Raw genomic sequence first — 17238 nt, forward strand, 5'->3', positions numbered from 1 at the left:
CATGTGACGACCACCCGCGACCCCTCGTTGGGCGACAGGCGCTGGCCCCTCCCCGAGGGGGCGCAAATGGCCGCCGCGGGCCCGCACCGGCAACCAAACGCGACCCCTCCGCCGCGCGCCGACATGCTCAGTCGACGGCGAGCGCCTCGACCGGGGCCACGCGCGTCGCCAGGCGCGTGGGGGCCGCGGCGGCCACCAGCGTCAGCACGCCCGTCGCCACCACGATGATGACGACCGGTAGCCACGGCACGGCCGGCGCGACGAGTCCGGCCGTCTCCTCGAAGAACGGCGGCATTCGCACCGATCCGAGCAGCGACTGCGCGGCGATCCAGCCGTACACGACTCCCAGAACCAGCCCGGCGACCGTGGCGGTCACCGTGATGTGCAGCGCCTCGAGCAGGATCATCCGGCGCACCTGACCGTTCGACAGGCCGACCGCACGCAGCAGCCCAAGTTCGCGTCGGCGCTGCACCACGCCGATGGTCAGCAGGTTCACGAGCCCCACCGCGGCGATGACTGCCGAGATCCCGACGAGCACCATCATGACGGCGGCGAAGCTGTCCATGATGACCGCGAACTCCGAGTCGAGCCCGCCACCCGCCGCCTTGGTCAGCAGCGCCTTCACGGACTCCAGGGCGACGGCGAACATCGTCACGAGTGTCACGCCCATCACGACGCCGATCGCCATGCGGCTGGAGCGCTCCGGATAGCGCAGGGCGTTCTCCGCCGCGAGGCGAGCGGTCGCCGATCGCCCGAACGCACGTCCGACGAGGCGCAGAAGCGGCGGCATCACGAGCACCGACGCCAGCGAGATGCCCGTGAACGACAGCAGTCCGCCGAAGAACGAGATGATCACGCCGAGCGGGGTGACGAGTCCGACGAGCACGCCGAAGGCGAGCAGCGCGGCTCCCAGGATCAACAGCAGCAGCGCGCCGACGTGGCGGGTCGGGCGCGCAGCGGCATCCTCGTGCGATCGCTCGACCGAGCCGCCGATCGCCTGCAGCGGCGTCACCGACAGCACCCGGCGCGAGCCGACCCACGCGGCGAGCCAGGTCGTCAGCACGACCCCGACCGCGGGGATCATGATCGCGGGCTGGAACAGGGTGAAGGCGTCCACCGCCCCGAGGACGCGCTCGGCGACATACACGCCGGCCGCCGCGACCAGGATGCCGACGAGAACTCCGAGGACGGCCCCCAGCGCGCCGACCACGAAGCCGTGGCCGGCCACCTCGGTGCGCTGCGATCGCGCCGTCGCCCCGATCAGCCGCATGAGCGCGATACGGCGGGTACGACCCGCGACGATCGTCGAGAACGTGTTCGCCGTGACGATGGCCGCGACGTACAGCGCGACGCCGATCAGCAGCACGGACAGGATCGCCACGACGGCGGCGAGCGTGCCGCTGTCGCCGATGTACGGGTCGGACTGCAGCATCGCACCGATGTAGGCGGTCGCCTCGACGAGGACGACACCGAACGCCGACGAGAGCGCCGCGACGAGGACGCTGGCGCCCATGCCGCGGTCGCGCAACCAGCCCAGACGCGGGCCGGTCATCGTCGACTCGGGCACGACGGTGGACACCACACCGGACGTCGCGACCGCGCTCATGCCGCCACCTCGGCAGCCAGCATGTACGACGCGATCTGCTCGGCGCTCTGCCGCGGGTGGTCGGCGACGATCCGGCCGTCGCCGAGGAACAGCACGCGGTCGGCGTGGCTGGCCGCGATCGCGTCGTGCGTGACCATCGCGATCGACTGGCCGTGCTCGCGGGTCGCCGTCGCCAGCAGCTGCAGCACCTCGCGGCCGCTGCGCGAGTCGAGGTTGCCCGTCGGCTCGTCGGCGAAGACGAGGTCGGGCGCGGTCGCCAGGGCGCGGGCGATCGCGACGCGCTGCTGCTGACCGCCGGACAGTTCATGCGGCCGGTGGTTCAACCGCGAGGCGAGCCCGAGCCGCTCGACGAGTCCGTCGATGCGGGCCTTCTCGATCGCGCTGGGGCGACGTCCGTCGAGCTCGAACGGCAGCAGGATGTTGCCCAGCGCATCGAGGGTGGGAACGAGGTTGAACGCCTGGAAGATGAACCCGACGCGCCGGCGGCGCAGGATCGTCAGCTCGAGGTCGCCGAGGCCCGTGATGTCGGTGTCGCCGATCCACGTACGCCCCTGGGTCGGCGCATCGAGGCCCGCCATGATGTGCATGAGCGTCGACTTTCCCGAGCCCGACGGCCCCATGATCGCGGTGAACTGCCCGCGGCGGATGCCGACGCTGACATCGGTGAGGGCGTTCACCGCGCCGTCGCCCGAGCCGTAGGTCTTCGTGAGGTGCTGGACGCGGGCTGCGAGCCCGAGGTCGCTGGTCGTGATCTCCATGCTCTTCACGCTACGAACGGTGGATGCCTTGCCGCATCGCTCCCCCGTCGCATCCGCCTACATCGCAAGGATGATCCGCGAGGCCTCAGAACCGCGCCGATGCGGGCCCCATGGGCTAGACTAAGTTGAGTTAGCTAAGGAGTCATCATGCCCACGGTCAACATGCACGAGGCGAAGACGCATCTGTCGCGTCTCGTGGATGCCGCCTTCGACGGCGAAGTCGTGATCATCGCCAAGGCCGGCCGCCCAGTGGCAAAGCTCACGCGCGTCGATTCTCCGACGACCCGTCGCCGCCTCGGGTTCCTCGCCGATCAGGCTCGGGTCCCCGACGACTTCGATGACCTCGCGGCGGATGAGATCACCGACCTGTTCGCGGGAACGGACACCTGAGTGCGGCTGCTGCTCGACACGCATCTCCTGCTCTGGAGCGCCTACGCTCCTGGCCGACTGCGGCCGGAGGCGACCCGCCTGATCTCCGACGAGTCGAACGACGTGCTCTTCAGTGCTGCAAGCATCTGGGAGGTTGCGATCAAGGCAGCACAGGGCCGGGACGACTTCACCGCCGATCCGCACGTGCTTCGACGCGAACTGCTCGAGAACGGGTACGACGAACTGGCCATCACAGGAGCCCACGCGGTCGCCACATCCGGGCTCCCTGATATCCATCGGGACCCGTTCGACCGAGTTCTCGTCGCCCAAGCCCGGATCGAAGGCATCACGCTCCTCACCTCTGACCGCTCCGTCGTGGCATACGGAGCCCCGGTCCGACTCGTGTAGTCGATCGCCGGGCGGCTCAGGCCAGACCGTGCTCGAACGCGAACACCACGAGCTGCACACGATCGCGCAGCGACAGCTTGGTGAGGATGCGGCTGATGTGCGTCTTGACCGTCGCCTCGCTGAGGAACTCGCGCCCGGCGATCTCGGCGTTCGAGAGCCCTCGGGCGGCGAGCGCGAAGATCTCCTGCTCTCGCTCGGTGAGGGCTGCGAAAGACTCCGGCACCGGGCGCGTCTGCGGCGTGAAGTGCGCGAACAGCTCGCGCGTCGCGGATGCCGCGATCACGCTCGACCCGGAATGCACGGTGCGGATCGCGGCGAGCAGGAACTCCGGCTCGGCGTCCTTCAGCAGGAACCCGCTCGCTCCCTGTCGGATGGCCCGCGCCGCCGCCTCGTCGAGATCGAAGGTCGTCAGCATCACGACGCGCGGGGGCTCCGGCTGCGCCAGCAGATGACCGGTCGCCGTCAGGCCGTCCATCACCGGCATCCGGATGTCCATCAGCACGACATCCGGGCGGTGGGCGGCGACGGCATCGAGCGCCTCCTGCCCGTTGCCGGCCTCGCCGACGATCTCCATGTCGGGCTGCGACGACACGAGCATGCGGATGCCGGCGCGGAACAGCGCCTGGTCGTCGACGAGCAGCACCCGGATCATGCCGTCTCCTCTCCGCTGGCAGTGCCACCGACCGCAGCACCGGCGGGCCCGGTGTGGAACGGCTCTCCGATGGGCAGTCGGGCGTGCACGACGAACTCCTCGCCGTCGCGCTCCGCCCGCAGCACGCCGCCGATGAGCTGGGCCCGCTCGCGCATGCCGACGATGCCGTGACCTCCCGCGCCGGCCGGGGCCGCAGCGGCATCGCCGACGCGGTTGCGCACCTCGATGCGCACGCTGTCCGGCATCCAGGCCAGCCGCACGTCGACCGTGTCGCCGCTGCCGTGCCGGATCGCGTTGGTCAGCGCCTCCTGCAGGATCCGGTACACCGCCAGCTGCACCGCCCCCGGCGGCTCCCCCGGCGGCATCGGGTCGACGGTGACGCGCGCCTCGAGCCCGGCCTGCCGCACCTGCTCGAACAGCTGCTCGAGATCGGCGATGGTCGGCTGCGGTCCGACTCCCTGACGATGGCGCAACTGCGTCAGCAGCATCCGCACGTCGGTCAGTGCGGCGCGGGCTGTCTGCGCGACAGTGCCGAGCGTCTCGGCCGCGATCTGCGGAGACGATGCCGCGGCGTACCGCGCACCGTCGGACTGCGCGATGATCACGGCGAGGGAGTGCGCGACGACGTCGTGCATGTCGCGTGCGATGCGCACCCGCTCCTGCTCCTCGGCAGCGGCGACCTCCGCGCGCGCCTGCGCGTCGCGCGTCGCGCGCCAGCGCAGCACCATCCGCCACCCGAAGCCGCCCAGCCACGGCGCTCCGAGGGTGAGGACGCTGACGACGGTGAGGGCGACCGCGGTGGTGATGATGCCGAAGACTCCGGCCATGCCGTTCACGAACACGATCTGCAGCGCCGCGATGATGCCGCCGATGACGGCGGAGCCCAGACCCGCCCAGAAGATCCGGGTCGAGCCCCACGCCGCGGTGGCGTACAGGACGCCGAGGATCGCGACGTTGATCGGCAGCGGGCCGAGCCCGGCGAGCAGCTGCACGATCGCGCCCAGCCACGCGACGCTCAGGGCGATTCCCGGTGCGAGTCGGCCGACGGCTACGGCGCCGAACTGCAGCACTGCGGCGATCACGACCGCGGCGACGGCGACCGGCTCTGCGACCGTCGTGCTCAGCTGACCCGGCGAGTAGAACACCAGCGACATCGGCAGGAACAGCGCGAACAGCAGGCTCGCCCCCACGATGTCGAGGGCGAGCGCAGTGCGGGACAGCGGGCGGATCACTCCTTCACGCTACGCGAGGGCAGGATGCCGCGGCATCCGCCTGGGGATGTATTCAGGCGCGCGCGATGATCTCGCCGTGCGGCACGAGGAACCAGCCGTCTCCGGCATCCGCCCACGTGCGCCATGCGCGGCTGATGCACTCGAGGTCCGTGCGCCCGGCCATGCCCGAATCGACGAGTTGTCGGGCCAGGGCGGACTCGAGGATGCGGTCGGCCCACATGCCGCCCCACCAGGCGCGTGCCTCCGGGTTCGCGTAGCACCAGGTGGACGCGGTCGCCGTGACGTCCTCGAATCCCGCTGCCCTGGCCCATGAGAGGAGGCGCCGCCCGGCATCCGGTTCTCCGCCGTTCGCGTGAGCCGCTTCGCGGTACAGCCTCAGCCATTCATCGAGCTCCGGCAGCAGCGGGAACCAGACGAAGCCGGCGTAGTCGGCGTCCCGGGCTGCGACGATCCCGCCCGGTCTCACCACCCGCCGCATCTCGCGCAACGCCTGCACCGGGTAGGCGACGTGCTGCAGCACCTGATGGGCGTGTGCGACGTCGAACGAGTCGTCCGGGAAGCTCAGCGCGTGCACGTCCTCGACCGCGAAGTCGACATTCCGGATGCTGCGCTCCGCCGCGAGCTTCTGCGAGAGCCCGAGGGCGTCCGCGTTGATCTCGGTCGCGGCGACGCGGGCGACGACAGCTGCGAAGTCCATCGTGATCGTGCCCGGCCCCGCTCCGACATCGAGCAGGCGCGTGTCGGGGCGCAGGTGCGGACGGAGATACTCCGCCGAGTTCGCGATCGTGCGATTGCTGTGCGATCGCAGCACCGAATCGTGGTGCCCGTGGGTGTAGGTGGCCATGGCGGCGCCCTTCGGTCGGTGCGCCTCAGCGCAGTTCGGCGGCGATCCGCCGGATCGCCTCACGGTCGGGCTTGCCGGACGACAGCGTCGCGAGCTCGTCGACGAGGATGAGCCTGGCCGGCCGCGCCGGCTTGCCGATCTCGTCGGCGACGGCCGCCCGCGCGTGCTCGAGCTGCTCGGACGCGCTGCGGCGAAGCGCCTCGCCGCGCTGGACGACGATGACGGATGCCTCACCCCAGCGCTCATCCTCGACGCCGACGACGACGGCTCCGGTGAGCCCGGGGATGCCGCGCACGATGCGCTCGACCCGGTCGAGCGAGATGTTGACGCCGCCGGAGACGATGACGTTGTCGGCCCGGCCGTGCACCCGCACGACGCCATCCTCGACGATTCCGAGGTCACCGGTGCGGTACCAGCGGATACCGTGCGCGTCGCGGGTGAAGGTGCGCTGCGTGAGCGCGGGGTCGCCGAGGTAGCCGTCCGCGAGCATGGGGCCGGCGATCTGCAGCTCGCCATCCTCGACTCGGACGGCGGCGGTCTCGAGCGGGATGCCGTCGTAGACGCAGCCGCCGCTCGTCTCGGTCGATCCGTAGGTGCGCACGAGCTTCACGCCGAGCTCGGCCGCGCGCTCCCGCACGGGCTGGGGCAGGGCCTGGCCCCCGACGAGGATCGCGTCGTACGCCTGCAGCGCCGCGAGGACGGCCGTCTCGCCTGCGGCATCCAGAAGGGTCGCGACCTGGGCGGGGACGAGCGAGGTGAACAGCGGGCCGCTCGGCGGCATCCCGAGCGTGGCCTCGGCGAACGATCGCGGCGAGAATCCACCGGACGGCAGCACAGGACTCGTGCCCGCGAGGATCGAGCGGACGATCACCTGGAGCCCGGCGACGTAACCGGCAGGCAATGCGAGCAGCCACCGTCCGGAGCCGATCCGCTCGGCGGTCGCCTCCGCACCCGCGCGCAGAGCCACGGCGCTGAGGACGACGCGCTTGGGGATGCCGGTCGATCCGGACGTGCCGATGACGACGGCCGTGCCGTCTTCGACCTCGGGCGGCTGATCCCCCAGCATCCCGAGCCCGATCGCGGGGCCGCCGTCGAGGGCGCGCTCCAGGTCGCGCTGGAGCTGCGCGGGGTCGTCCGCGGACGTCGTGACCAGGGCGACCATGGGTCAGTAGTGCCAGGGGAAGGACGACCAGTCCGGATCGCGCTTCTCGAGGAAGGAGTCGCGGCCCTCGACGGCCTCGTCCGTGCCGTAGGCCAGGCGCGTGGCCTCGCCGGCGAAGACTTGCTGACCGACGAGACCGTCGTCGACGGCGTTGAACGCGTACTTCAGCATGCGGATCGCGGTGGGCGACTTCGTGAGCACCGTGCGCGCCATCGACAGCGCCTCGCGTTCGAGCTCCGCGTGCGGGACGACCCGGTTGACCGTGCCCATCTCGTACGCGCGCCGCGCCGAGTACTCCTCGGCGAGGAAGAACACCTCTCGGGCGATCTTCTGCCCGGTCTGCCGCGCCATGTACGCCGAGCCGTAGCCGGCGTCGAAGCTGCCGACATCGGCATCCGTCTGCTTGAACTTCCCGTGCTCGGCGGAGGCGATCGAGAGATCGCAGACGATGTGCAGCGAATGCCCGCCACCCGCGGCCCACCCGGGGATCACGGCGATGACGACCTTCGGCATGAAGCGGATCAGCCGCTGCACCTCGAGGATGTGCAGACGGCCCAACGAGGCAGCGGATGCTGGGCCCTCGGTTGCTGAGCCTGTCGAAGCATACTTGTAGCCGTCCCGGCCGCGGATGCGCTGATCGCCGCCCGAGCAGAACGCCCAGCCGCCGTCCTTGGGGCTCGGCCCGTTGCCGGTGAGGAGCACGGCGCCGATCCTCGGATCCTGACGGGCGATGTCGAGCGCCCGGTACAGCTCGTCGACCGTGTGCGGGCGGAAGGCGTTGCGCACCTCCGGCCGGTTGAACGCGATGCGGGCGATGCCGCCGTCGTGCGTGACGTGCGCGGTGATGTCGGTGTAGGCATCGGCGCCGGGGGCGAGCACCCACTCGGCAGGATCGAACAGATCGGAGACCATGCGTCCAGCCTATTCCGCCGGGCTCGGCGCGATCACCGCGCCCCGCGCTGCGCGCGCCGCGTCTTGAGCCAGCCGTCGATGATGTCCCAGGCCCCGACCCCGACGATGCCCACGATCAGCAGCACAGACAGGATCTGTCCGACGTCGGACGGCACGTCGTCGCGGTACAGGGTCACGGCGAGGAACTCCGGGTTGAGCAGCTGCCCCGTCACGACGAGGTGCACGGCTCCCGCCGCGAACACGATCGCCAGCACGGTGTTCACCACGGCGAGAGCGGCGCTCCGCCCGCGGCGGGCGTAGACGGCGATCGCGAGCAGCGCCTCCGCGCCGATCAGCACCATCGTCGCGGTGATCCACCACGGCCACAGGCCCGGATTCAGGATCGGCATCGACGACGTCTGCGAGCCGAGGCCGACCCCGACGTCGACGCTGTCGCTCGCGAACAGCACGAATCCGACGAAACGATCCCACAGCAGGGCGCCGGCGGCGAGGCCGAGGAAGACGAGCGACGCGATGAGGTCGCCGCGCCCGGCACCGCTCTCCTGCGGCTCGGGCAGGTCGTCGATGCTCCACGACGTGCCCGCGTCCGCACCGGTGCGCTCGAGGATGAAGAACACCAGAGTCGTCCAGAACGCGACGTGCACGATCGTGCTGATGCCGACGACGGCCACCTGGCCGATGATCTCACCGATCGGCTTGTCGGCGATGCCGTTCGCGATCGCGACTCCGACCATCGCGCAGGCGGGCACGATCCACAGCAGCAGCTTCAGCAGACGCCTCCAGGTCAGGTAATACGTCGGCCCGATGAGGTGCAGCGGGCGATCGGCATAGCCCGCGGCGAGCGCGGCCGGGTCGCCGAGGTCGGTGAGGACGGTGCGCTCGGCATCCGCCCGGCTCTCGCCCTGTTCGACGCGTGCCTCGACGGCGTCGCCGATGGACGCCTCCAGCTCGGCCCGCACGTCGCCCTGCGTCGCGGGAGGCAACGACTTCGTGACGGCGCCGATATAGCGGTCGGTGAGTGCAGCAGCCATGATCAGACCTCCTGGTCTGTGTTCGTGAGGGTCGCGACGGCCTCGGTGAGGGCGGCCCATTCCGTGGTGAGGGTGTCGGCGAGGCGCATGCCGGCTCGTGAGGTGCGGTAGAACTTGCGGGGCCGCGCCTCGTCGGTGTTCCACTCGCTCGTCAGGTACTCCTGCTTCTCGAGACGGCGCAGCAGCGGGTACAGCGTGTTCGCGTCAGTGGCGAAGCCGTGGCGCTCGAGGTCTTCGAGCAGCCCGTAGCCGTAGCCGGGAGTGCGCAGCAGCTGCAGGCAGGCGAGCACGACCGTGCCGCGCCGCAGTTCCTGCAGATGGGTCTCGAGCGTCTCGTCCATGTCGATCACATTACTGTGTGACACACACTATTGTCAATGATCCATTGATGGTCAACGGATAGGGGTACGGTTGCATGATGCTCGAACTCACCCAGGTCGACCCCTTCGACACGACAGCGGTGGACCTCTGGTGGGACATCTACGCCGCAGCCGAGCGCGCCGATCGCGGCGCCGACTCGGCGGTGTGGACGCGAAACGAGTCCAGGCACGAGCTGCAGCAGCGCAGCCGCGCCGTCGACCGCCGGGCGTATCTGGCGCGCAGCGGCGGCGAGGTCGTCGGCTCCGCACGGCTCGCGCTGCCGCTCCGCGACAACGTCCGCACGGCCAGCCTGGGCGTGCACGTGGCGCCCGAGCTGCGACGCCGGGGCACGGGCTCGGCGGTGCTGACCGCGCTGGAATCCGCTGCACGCGAGGCCGGCCGCAGCATCGTGACCTCCACCGCATCCTGGCCGGTCTCGGCCGGCGACGACGGCGAAGGCATTCCCGGACGCGAGTTCGCACGGCGGCACGGGTACGCGCTCGCACTCGGGGATGTGCAGAGCCGTCTGCGGCTGCCGCTCGACGCAGAGCTGCTCGATGACGTCGGAGCCGCTGCGGCGGCTCGCTCCGGCGGCTACGCCCTTCGCTCGTGGATCGGGAATGTCCCCGCCGACGTCCTGCGCGGCTGGGCCGAGCTCGATGCCGCCGTCGACACCGAGGCTCCGACCGGCGACCTCGACATCGAACCGGCATCGGTCGACGTGGCGGAGATCCGGTCGAACGAGACGCTGATCGCCCAGCAGAACCGCCGCAGCTTCGGCACGGTCGCGCTCGACGACACCGGCCGCGTGGTCGCGTACACGCAGCTCGTCGTCTCGGGCGACGACGGGAACGCCTACCAGTGGGGAACACTCGTGCGACGCGAGGCCCGCGGGCACCGCCTCGGCACAGCGGTGAAGGTCGCGAACCTGCGGATGCTGCAGCAGCACGCCCCGACGGTCCGCTCGGTGTACACGTACAACGCCGGCGTGAACGAGCACATGCTCGCGATCAACCGCACCTTCGGCTTCGCCCCGTCGGAGCACATGGGCGAGTTCCAGAAGCACCTCTGACGCTGCGGCCGCGTGCCGAATCCCGGACAATCGTGCGGCGCGCCGTCGTGTCGGCGCGGGACGCGCCGTGCAGATGTCGGAGCGTCTGCGATCCGACCCGTCGAGACGGGCAGAATGGCACCATGACGCCGGATCTGGACGACCTGCTCAGCACCGCGCGCGTGGTCGCGCTGCCGATGACGACGCGGTTCCGCGGTGTGGACGTGCGCGAAGCGCTGCTATTCGAGGGCCCGCAGGGGTGGGGGGAGTTCTCGCCCTTCGTCGAATACGCGGATGCCGAGGCGTCGGTGTGGCTCGCGGCATCCATCGACTACGCCTGGAACACGCAGCCCGCCCCTGAGCGCGAGCGCATCCCCGTCAACGCCACGGTGCCGGCAGTCGGCGCCGAACGGGTCGCCGCGGTGCTGGCGCGGTTCCCCGGATGCCGCACGGCGAAGGTCAAGGTCGCCGAATCCGGGCAGTCGCTCGCCGACGACATCGACCGCGTGCACGCCGTGCGCGAAGCGCTGGGGCCGGAGGGGCGGGTGCGCATCGACGCCAACGCGAACTGGAACGTCGACGAGGCCGAACGCGCGCTGCACGCCCTGGCCGAGTTCGACCTCGAGTACGCCGAGCAGCCGTGCGCGAGCGTGGAGGAGCTCGCCGAACTGCACCGACGCGTGAAGTACATGGGCATCCCGATCGCGGCGGACGAGAGCATCCGCAAGGCGGAGGACCCGCTCGCCGTCGCTCGGGCCGGCGCCGCGGATCTCATCGTGATCAAGGCTCAGCCGCTCGGGGGCATCCGGCGAGCGCTCGAGATCGTCAGCGAGGCCGGGCTCCCCGCCGTGGTCTCGAGCGCGCTCGATACGGCGGTCGGTCTCAGTCAGGGCGCGGCCCTCGCCGCTGTCCTGCCCGAACTGGAGTACGACTGCGGCCTGGGCACCGGCGCGCTCTTCGCCGAGGACGTCGCCGATCTCTCCCCGGTCGACGGGGCGATCCCGGTCGGCCGCGTCACACCGGATGCCGCGCGCCTCGACCGGCTCGCGGCATCCGACGACCGCCGCGACTGGTGGCTCGACCGCCTGCGCCGCTGCCACGCCCTGCTCGCAGCATCCGACGGCTGAGCGCCGCCCGCGCCAGCGAACCCCTGAGCGCCCTGCGCCCGCCCGCGAGACGAGGGTTGCAGCATGAGACGGGTGCGTGCAGCACGGGTCTCATGCCGCAAACCCCGTTTCGTCAGGGCGCGCTCACGGAGCGGCGGGCGCGATGATCAGTTCGACGAGCTGACCCAGGGCCTCGGCGCCGGCGCGGTGCAGCTTCTCGCCGTCCCACCCCGACACGGCGGCGCGCGCCATGCATCCCTCCCACTGCACCATGAGCATCTGTGCGGCGGCAGGCACGTCGATGCGCAGCGCGAACAGGCCCGAGTCGACGATGCCCTGGATGATGCCCTCGATGCTCGCGAGCATCGCACGGTCCTGGGCGAGATAGGCCTTGCCGAACGCGTCGTCGCGCAGCGCTCGGATGCGGATCTCACTCATCATCAGCACGCCGAGGCGGTCGTCGAGCCCGGAGTCCATGACCTTCTGCACGAGTTCGATCGGGTCGGCATCCCCACGGAGCACCCCGGATGCGACGAACTCGTCGATGCGCCCGCGAACGGATGCCAGGCGCTGCTCGGCGACGGACGAGGCGAGCTGCAGGAACAGCTCGTCCTTGGACTCGAAGTTGGAGTAGAAGGCCCCTCGGGTGAAACCGGCGCGCTCGCAGATCGCCTCGACGCTCGCGCCCTCGAGACCGACCTCGGCGAAGACCTGGGCTGCGGCATCCATCAATCGCGCGCGCGTGTTCTCGCGGCGCTTGGTCACCGGAATCGTCATCGAAGCCTCCTCCCCCCATTCTTTCTCGAACCATTCACATCCGGCGCACAGTGTTGCACGTCCGTCGAATCGTAGGATACACATGTGTATCGGATACATCTCTGTATCCGTTCCCCGCGCCGGCTCTCACGGAGGCACCGTGTCCACACTCCTGTCGTCCCTCGGACGCTGGTCGTTCCGTCACCCCTGGCGCGTGCTCGCCGCCTGGCTGATCATCCTCGCCGCGGCGGGTGGTGGCGCCGTCGTGCTGCAGCAGGGCACGGACAACTCCTTCAGCATCCCCGGCACCGAGGCGCAGGACGGTCTCGAGCAGCTGTCGCGTTCGTTCCCGCAGGTCAGCGGCACGAACGCGCAGTTCATCGTGGTCGCCGCCGACGGAGACCGGATCACGGATGACGACTACCGCGAGCCGATCGAGGATGCCGTGGACCGGCTGGCAGACCTCGACGGCGTGCTCGCGGCGACCTCCCCGTACGACGACATGGTCGAGGGCATGGTCAACGACGGTGAGAGCGCCGCGATCGTCCAACTGCAGTTCGACGGCCAGGCCACCGACGTCTCGGATGCGACGAAGGACGAGCTGACCGCGATGGTCGACGACCTGCGCGGCGAGCTGCCGGACGGCACGCAGCTCAAGCTCGGGGGCGATCTGTTCGCGATCTCGATCCCCGGTGTGACGCTCACCGAAGCCGTCGGTCTCGTCATCGCGCTGCTCGTGCTGATCGTGACGTTCCGCTCCTTCGTCGTCGCGGGCCTCCCGCTGCTGACGGCCGTCCTCGGCGTCGGGATCTCGATGGCCGGGATCTTCGCGGCGACGGCCTTCGCGACGGTGTCGTCGACGACGCCGCTGCTCGCGCTCATGCTCGGCCTTGCCGTCGGCATCGACTACGCGCTGTTCATCATGGCCCGCCATCAGGATCAGGTGCGCGACGGCGTCGAACCGGAGGAGTCCGCCGCTCGCGCGGTCGGGACGGCCGGGTCGGCCGTCGTGTTCGCGGGCATCACGGTGCTCATCGCTCTGATCGGGCTCGGGTTCGCCGGCATCCCTTTCCTGACGACCATGGGCATCGCGGCATCCGTCGCGGTCGCCGTCGCCGTCGCGATCGCCGTCACCCTCACCCCCGCACTGCTCGGGTTCCTCAAGGGACGCATCGTCGGGCGCCCGAAGAAGGTGCGCAAGGGCAACAAGCCCGGCCGCCGCTTCAGCGACCGCTGGGTCACGGGCGTGACGAAGCATCCGGTCGTCACCTCCGCCGCCGTGGTGCTCGGGCTCGGCCTCGTCGCCGTGCCGGCGCTCAGCCTCGACCTCGCCCTGCCGAACGCCGGAGTGCTCGCGCCCGACGACGAGGCGCGCCAGAGCTACGACCTCACGGCCGAGGAGTTCGGCCCGGGGTTCAACGGCCCGCTCGTGCTGACCGGCACGATCGTCACCTCGACCGACCCGCTCACCCTGATGGAGGATCTCGGGGATGCCGTCGCCGAGGTCCCTGGCGTGAAGGAGGTGGCGCTGGCCACCCCGAACGAGACCGCGGACACCGGGATCGTCCAGGTGATCCCCGAGACCGCACCGGACGACCCGGCCACCAGCGACCTCGTCCGCGAGCTGCGATCGCACCACGACGAATGGCTCGACGAGTTCGGCATCGACGTCAAGGTGACCGGGTTCACCGCCGTCGCGATCGACATCTCCGACCAGCTGGGCGCGGCACTGCTGCCGTTCGGCGTGTTCGTGATCGGCTTGTCGCTGATCCTGCTGACGATCGTGTTCCGCTCGATCTGGGTGCCGATCACCGCGGCCCTGGGCTACCTGCTGTCGATCGTCGCCGCTTTCGGCATCGTCGGCGCCGTGTTCGAGTGGGGCTGGATGGCCGATCTGCTGCACGTGGCGAAGGTCGCTCCGATCATCAGCTTCATGCCGATCATCCTCATGGGCGTGCTGTTCGGCCTCGCGATGGACTACCAGGTGTTCCTCGTCTCGCGGATGCGCGAGGACTTCGTGCACGACCCCGCCGCTCGATCCGCGAACCGCGCCGAGCGGCGGGCTGCGGCCCTGCGCGCGGTGCGCAGCGGCTTCACCGGATCGGCGAAGGTCGTCACCGCCGCCGGGCTCATCATGTTCGCGGTGTTCGTGGCGTTCGTGCCCGAGGGCGACTCGTCGCTCAAGCCGATCGCCCTGGGACTCGCCGCCGGCATCGCGATCGACGCCTTCCTCGTGCGGATGACGCTGATCCCCGCGCTCATGGCGATCCTCGGCGAGCGCGCCTGGGAGATCCCACGCTGGCTGGAGCGGATCCTTCCCAGCGTCGACATCGAGGGCGAGGCCGTCGAGCGCGAGCGGCACCTGGCCTCCTGGCCGGGCGACGACTCGGTCGTCGCCGCCGACGACCTGGTGCTGAATGCGGATGCGCCGATCGTCGAGGGTCTCTCGCTGCGCGTCGCGCCGGGCGAGGCGCTCGTCGTCACCGGCACCGACGCCCGCGTGCGCCGCGCGGTCGCGCTGGCCGTCGCGGGGCGCCTGACTCCGGATGCCGGGAAGCTTCGCGTCGCAGGTCACCTGCTGCCCGGTCGTGCGGCGTGGGTGCGGCGGCACGTCGGCGCTGTCCTCGTGGACGACCCGGATGCTGCGCTCGGAGACCTCCGCGAAGCGCTCCGTGGCCGCTCGAGCCTCGTCGTCATCGACGGCGTCGACCGCTTCACCGGCGGGCAGCGAGACCAGGCGACCGCGATGCTGCAGCGTGCCTCGGTATCCCGTCCGCTCGCCGTCGTGGCGACGGCATCCGACCCCGCCGAGGCCCGCGCGATCCTGACGGAGGCCGCCTGGCCCGCCGCCGCCGTCGTCGACCTCTCGGCCGCACGCCGCTCCTCCGCATCCGACTCCAACCGCGAGGTGAACGCATGACCCTCTCCATCGAGCGGGCACGATCCCGCAAGCCCATCACCGTGCTGACGATCCTCGGCGTGCTGCTGCTGCCTGCCGTGATCGGCGGCATCCTCGTGGCGGCGCTGCAGAATCCGACGGAGCGCCTCGACACCATGACGGCGGCGATCGTGAACAACGACGAGCCGGTCACGATCGACGACCAGTACACCCCGCTCGGGCGTCAGCTCGCAGCCGGGCTCGTCGAGGGCTCGGACGACATGGAATCGAACCTCACCTGGGTGATCTCCAACGAGGAGGATGCCGCAGACGGCCTCGCCGACGGCAGCTATCAGGCTGTCGTGACTATCCCGTCGCAGTTCTCGGCCGCGGCCACCTCGGCCGGTCAGCGGATCTCGAGCGGCAGCGGCACCGCGGAGCAGGCGACGATCCAGGTGACGACGCCCGATGACGGGCTCGTCGCGGACGACCTCATCACGTCGCAGATCGCCACGGTCGCGGCCTCCTCCATGAGCACGATGCTGAGCGAGGCGACGACGGAGAACATCCTCGTCGGCTTCACCACCATCGGGGACCAGATCGGCGAGGCGGCGAACGGCGCGGACGAACTCGCGAACGGCGCGCGCTCTGCGGCCGACGGCGCCGCCGAGCTTCCGAGCGGCGCGACGCAGCTCGCCGATGGCGCAGCGCAGCTGGGATCGGGGGCATCGGAACTCGCGAACGGGCTCGGCACGATCGCGTCGGGGACCCGGGATGCCGCGAACGGCGCAGCCGAGCTCGGCGGCGGACTCACCAGCGGGGCCAGCGCACTCGAGCAGTCCGGGCTGGTGCCCGATCAGCTGTTCACAGCCGCGATTGGCTCGCAGCAGGCGACCGCCGGCGTGAAGGGCGGGGTCGACGATCTGGCCGCAGGCATGAACCGACTGCTCGCAGCATGCGTCGGCCGCGAGGAGATCGACCCGGTCTGCATCGGTCTGGCGGACATGGCCGCCGCGATGCCGGAGCTCCAGGGTGCTGCGGACATGGCTTCACAGGCCGCTGCCGGAACCGCCACCGGACTGAACGCGTTCGACACGCAAGCGACTCAGACGATGGCGGGTCAGCTGCGCACCGCCGGTCAGGGAGCCTTCGATCTCTCGAACGGCCTGAACCAGCTCGCGGGCGGAGTCGACCAGTCGGCCGCAGGCGCCTCGGCGCTCGGCACCGGCGCGACGCAGCTGAGCGACGGCGCGACAGCGCTGGCCGACGGCGCGGGTGAGCTCGCGACCGGTCTCGACGACCTCGCCGACGGCAACGAGGAGCTCGCGAGCGGATTGCACCAGGCCGCCGACCAGCTGCCGTCCTTCAGCGACCAGGAGTCGACGTCACTGGCATCCGTGATCGCGGATCCCGTGACCTCGAACGCGGAGGCGAACACGATCTTCGGCCCGACGGCGATCCCTCTGCTCGCGGCTGTCGTGCTGTGGTTCGGCGGACTGGCGTCGTTCCTCGTGATGCGCGCGCACACCGCGCGGACCCTGACCTCGCGCCGCTCGTCGGCGTGGCTGACGCTGGGCGGCTTCTGGCCCGCCGCGGCGATCGGCGCAGGGCAGGGCGTCCTCGTGGCGCTGATCGTGCAGATCGTGGCCTCGTACGACGCCGCGACCTGGTGGGCGTTCGCCGGCACCGCGGTGCTCGCAGGGATCGCGTTCGCCGCCGTCAACCAGGCACTCGTCGCCGTGTTCGGCGGGGCGGGTCGCTGGGTCAGCGCGCTCATCGGGGTCGTCGCGATCGCCACCGGGCTCATCTCCACCGTGCCCGACTGGCTCTCCTCGATCGGGGCCATGCTCCCCACGGCACCGGCAGTCACCGGACTCATCGCCGCGAACGGCAGCGCCGTGGCAGGCCTCATCGCCTGGGGTGTGCTGTCGTTGATCGTCACGACGATCACGGTGGCGCTGCGTCGGACGACCTCGGCCAAGGCGGTGCTCGCCTCGGCGTAGGTGACGGATGCCGGAGGCGGCTTCGACTCGCCTCCGGCTCTCTCACCCCGTTTCGTCTCGCTCCGCTCGCTCAACGCCCCGCAGAACGGCCAACCGCCGGGTCGTTGAGC

Annotated in this window: 16 protein-coding genes; 6 read left to right on the forward strand and 10 right to left on the reverse strand. The window is 70.7% G+C overall.

Annotated features, from left to right (window positions below; all coding sequences use genetic code 11):
• Window positions 1-127 precede the first annotated feature (127 nt).
• A complete protein-coding gene (locus KEC56_RS11920) occupies window positions 128-1606 on the reverse strand; it encodes an ABC transporter permease (protein ID WP_227531119.1) in 1479 nt (492 codons plus the stop codon).
• Complete coding sequence (locus KEC56_RS11925; protein ID WP_227531120.1) at window positions 1603-2364, reverse strand: ABC transporter ATP-binding protein; 762 nt, start codon at window positions 2362-2364, stop codon at window positions 1603-1605. Before KEC56_RS11925 ends, KEC56_RS11920 begins: the two co-directional genes overlap by 4 nt.
• 147 nt (window positions 2365-2511) lie before the next feature.
• Here KEC56_RS11925 and KEC56_RS11930 point away from each other — a divergent pair, with 147 nt between their 5' ends.
• Together KEC56_RS11930 and KEC56_RS11935 are read left to right on the forward strand one after the other, a co-directional pair.
• Window positions 2512-2754 (forward strand): type II toxin-antitoxin system Phd/YefM family antitoxin, encoded by a 243-nt coding sequence (locus KEC56_RS11930; RefSeq protein ID WP_227531121.1) that lies wholly within the window; start codon window positions 2512-2514, stop codon window positions 2752-2754.
• Window positions 2755-3141 carry a type II toxin-antitoxin system VapC family toxin gene (locus KEC56_RS11935; RefSeq protein ID WP_227531122.1) on the forward strand — a complete coding sequence of 129 codons (387 nt, stop codon included), beginning with the start codon at window positions 2755-2757 and terminating at the stop codon, window positions 3139-3141.
• 16 nt (window positions 3142-3157) lie between these two features.
• On the opposite strand, the gene KEC56_RS11940 is transcribed toward KEC56_RS11935, so the two are convergent.
• Genes KEC56_RS11940 through KEC56_RS11970 form a run of 7 tightly spaced genes read right to left on the reverse strand, consistent with a single transcriptional unit; the run spans window position 3158 to window position 9315 of the window.
• Entirely contained in the window at window positions 3158-3793 is a 636-nt protein-coding gene (locus KEC56_RS11940) for a response regulator (protein ID WP_175988344.1), read from the reverse strand.
• Entirely contained in the window at window positions 3790-5025 is a 1236-nt protein-coding gene (locus KEC56_RS11945) for a sensor histidine kinase (protein WP_227531123.1), read from the reverse strand. The genes KEC56_RS11940 and KEC56_RS11945 overlap by 4 nt, the downstream gene beginning before the upstream one ends.
• A gap of 52 nt (window positions 5026-5077) precedes the next feature.
• Window positions 5078-5869, reverse strand: a complete 792-nt coding sequence (locus KEC56_RS11950) for a class I SAM-dependent methyltransferase (protein WP_227531124.1) — start codon at window positions 5867-5869, stop codon at window positions 5078-5080.
• 25 nt (window positions 5870-5894) lie between these two features.
• Entirely contained in the window at window positions 5895-7031 is a 1137-nt protein-coding gene (locus KEC56_RS11955) for an AMP-binding protein (RefSeq protein ID WP_227531125.1), read from the reverse strand.
• A 3-nt stretch (window positions 7032-7034) separates the two neighbouring features.
• Entirely contained in the window at window positions 7035-7943 is a 909-nt protein-coding gene (locus tag KEC56_RS11960) for a 1,4-dihydroxy-2-naphthoyl-CoA synthase (RefSeq protein ID WP_227531126.1), read from the reverse strand.
• Between the two features lie 32 nt (window positions 7944-7975).
• Complete coding sequence (locus KEC56_RS11965; protein WP_227531127.1) at window positions 7976-8974, reverse strand: permease prefix domain 1-containing protein; 999 nt, start codon at window positions 8972-8974, stop codon at window positions 7976-7978.
• A 2-nt stretch (window positions 8975-8976) separates the two neighbouring features.
• Window positions 8977-9315: a PadR family transcriptional regulator gene (locus KEC56_RS11970; RefSeq protein WP_175988440.1), complete on the reverse strand. Its 339-nt coding sequence runs from the start codon at window positions 9313-9315 to the stop codon at window positions 8977-8979.
• A gap of 77 nt (window positions 9316-9392) precedes the next feature.
• Here KEC56_RS11970 and KEC56_RS11975 point away from each other — a divergent pair, with 77 nt between their 5' ends.
• Window positions 9393-10406, forward strand: coding sequence for a GNAT family N-acetyltransferase (locus KEC56_RS11975; protein WP_227531128.1), 1014 nt, complete (start codon window positions 9393-9395; stop codon window positions 10404-10406).
• Window positions 10407-10528: 122 nt separating this feature from the next.
• Complete coding sequence (locus KEC56_RS11980; RefSeq protein ID WP_227531129.1) at window positions 10529-11512, forward strand: o-succinylbenzoate synthase; 984 nt, start codon at window positions 10529-10531, stop codon at window positions 11510-11512.
• 123 nt (window positions 11513-11635) lie between these two features.
• Here KEC56_RS11980 and KEC56_RS11985 read toward each other — a convergent pair whose 3' ends face one another.
• Window positions 11636-12268, reverse strand: a complete 633-nt coding sequence (locus tag KEC56_RS11985; protein ID WP_227531130.1) for a TetR/AcrR family transcriptional regulator — start codon at window positions 12266-12268, stop codon at window positions 11636-11638.
• Between the two features lie 139 nt (window positions 12269-12407).
• Between KEC56_RS11985 and KEC56_RS11990 the strand changes: the two genes are divergently transcribed.
• A complete protein-coding gene (locus tag KEC56_RS11990) occupies window positions 12408-15167 on the forward strand; it encodes an efflux RND transporter permease subunit (RefSeq protein WP_227531131.1) in 2760 nt (919 codons plus the stop codon).
• Window positions 15164-17128 carry a YhgE/Pip domain-containing protein gene (locus KEC56_RS11995; protein WP_227531132.1) on the forward strand — a complete coding sequence of 655 codons (1965 nt, stop codon included), beginning with the start codon at window positions 15164-15166 and terminating at the stop codon, window positions 17126-17128. Before KEC56_RS11990 ends, KEC56_RS11995 begins: the two co-directional genes overlap by 4 nt.
• The last annotated feature ends 110 nt before the right edge of the window (window positions 17129-17238 follow it).

The organism is Microbacterium tenebrionis (assembly GCF_020682665.1).
Classification (GTDB): Bacteria; Actinomycetota; Actinomycetes; order Actinomycetales; family Microbacteriaceae; genus Microbacterium; species Microbacterium tenebrionis.

Coding starts and splice junctions, on each gene's coding strand:
- KEC56_RS11920 (WP_227531119.1), bottom strand. CDS start 1,606: ATGAGCGCGGTCGCGACGTCCGGTGTGGTGTCCACCGTCGTGCCCGAG.
- KEC56_RS11925 (WP_227531120.1), bottom strand. CDS start 2,364: ATGGAGATCACGACCAGCGACCTCGGGCTCGCAGCCCGCGTCCAGCAC.
- KEC56_RS11930 (WP_227531121.1), top strand. CDS start 2,512: ATGCCCACGGTCAACATGCACGAGGCGAAGACGCATCTGTCGCGTCTC.
- KEC56_RS11940 (WP_175988344.1), bottom strand. CDS start 3,793: ATGATCCGGGTGCTGCTCGTCGACGACCAGGCGCTGTTCCGCGCCGGC.
- KEC56_RS11950 (WP_227531124.1), bottom strand. CDS start 5,869: ATGGCCACCTACACCCACGGGCACCACGATTCGGTGCTGCGATCGCAC.
- KEC56_RS11955 (WP_227531125.1), bottom strand. CDS start 7,031: ATGGTCGCCCTGGTCACGACGTCCGCGGACGACCCCGCGCAGCTCCAG.
- KEC56_RS11960 (WP_227531126.1), bottom strand. CDS start 7,943: ATGGTCTCCGATCTGTTCGATCCTGCCGAGTGGGTGCTCGCCCCCGGC.
- KEC56_RS11965 (WP_227531127.1), bottom strand. CDS start 8,974: ATGGCTGCTGCACTCACCGACCGCTATATCGGCGCCGTCACGAAGTCG.
- KEC56_RS11970 (WP_175988440.1), bottom strand. CDS start 9,315: ATGGACGAGACGCTCGAGACCCATCTGCAGGAACTGCGGCGCGGCACG.
- KEC56_RS11975 (WP_227531128.1), top strand. CDS start 9,393: ATGCTCGAACTCACCCAGGTCGACCCCTTCGACACGACAGCGGTGGAC.
- KEC56_RS11980 (WP_227531129.1), top strand. CDS start 10,529: ATGACGCCGGATCTGGACGACCTGCTCAGCACCGCGCGCGTGGTCGCG.
- KEC56_RS11985 (WP_227531130.1), bottom strand. CDS start 12,268: ATGACGATTCCGGTGACCAAGCGCCGCGAGAACACGCGCGCGCGATTG.
- KEC56_RS11995 (WP_227531132.1), top strand. CDS start 15,164: ATGACCCTCTCCATCGAGCGGGCACGATCCCGCAAGCCCATCACCGTG.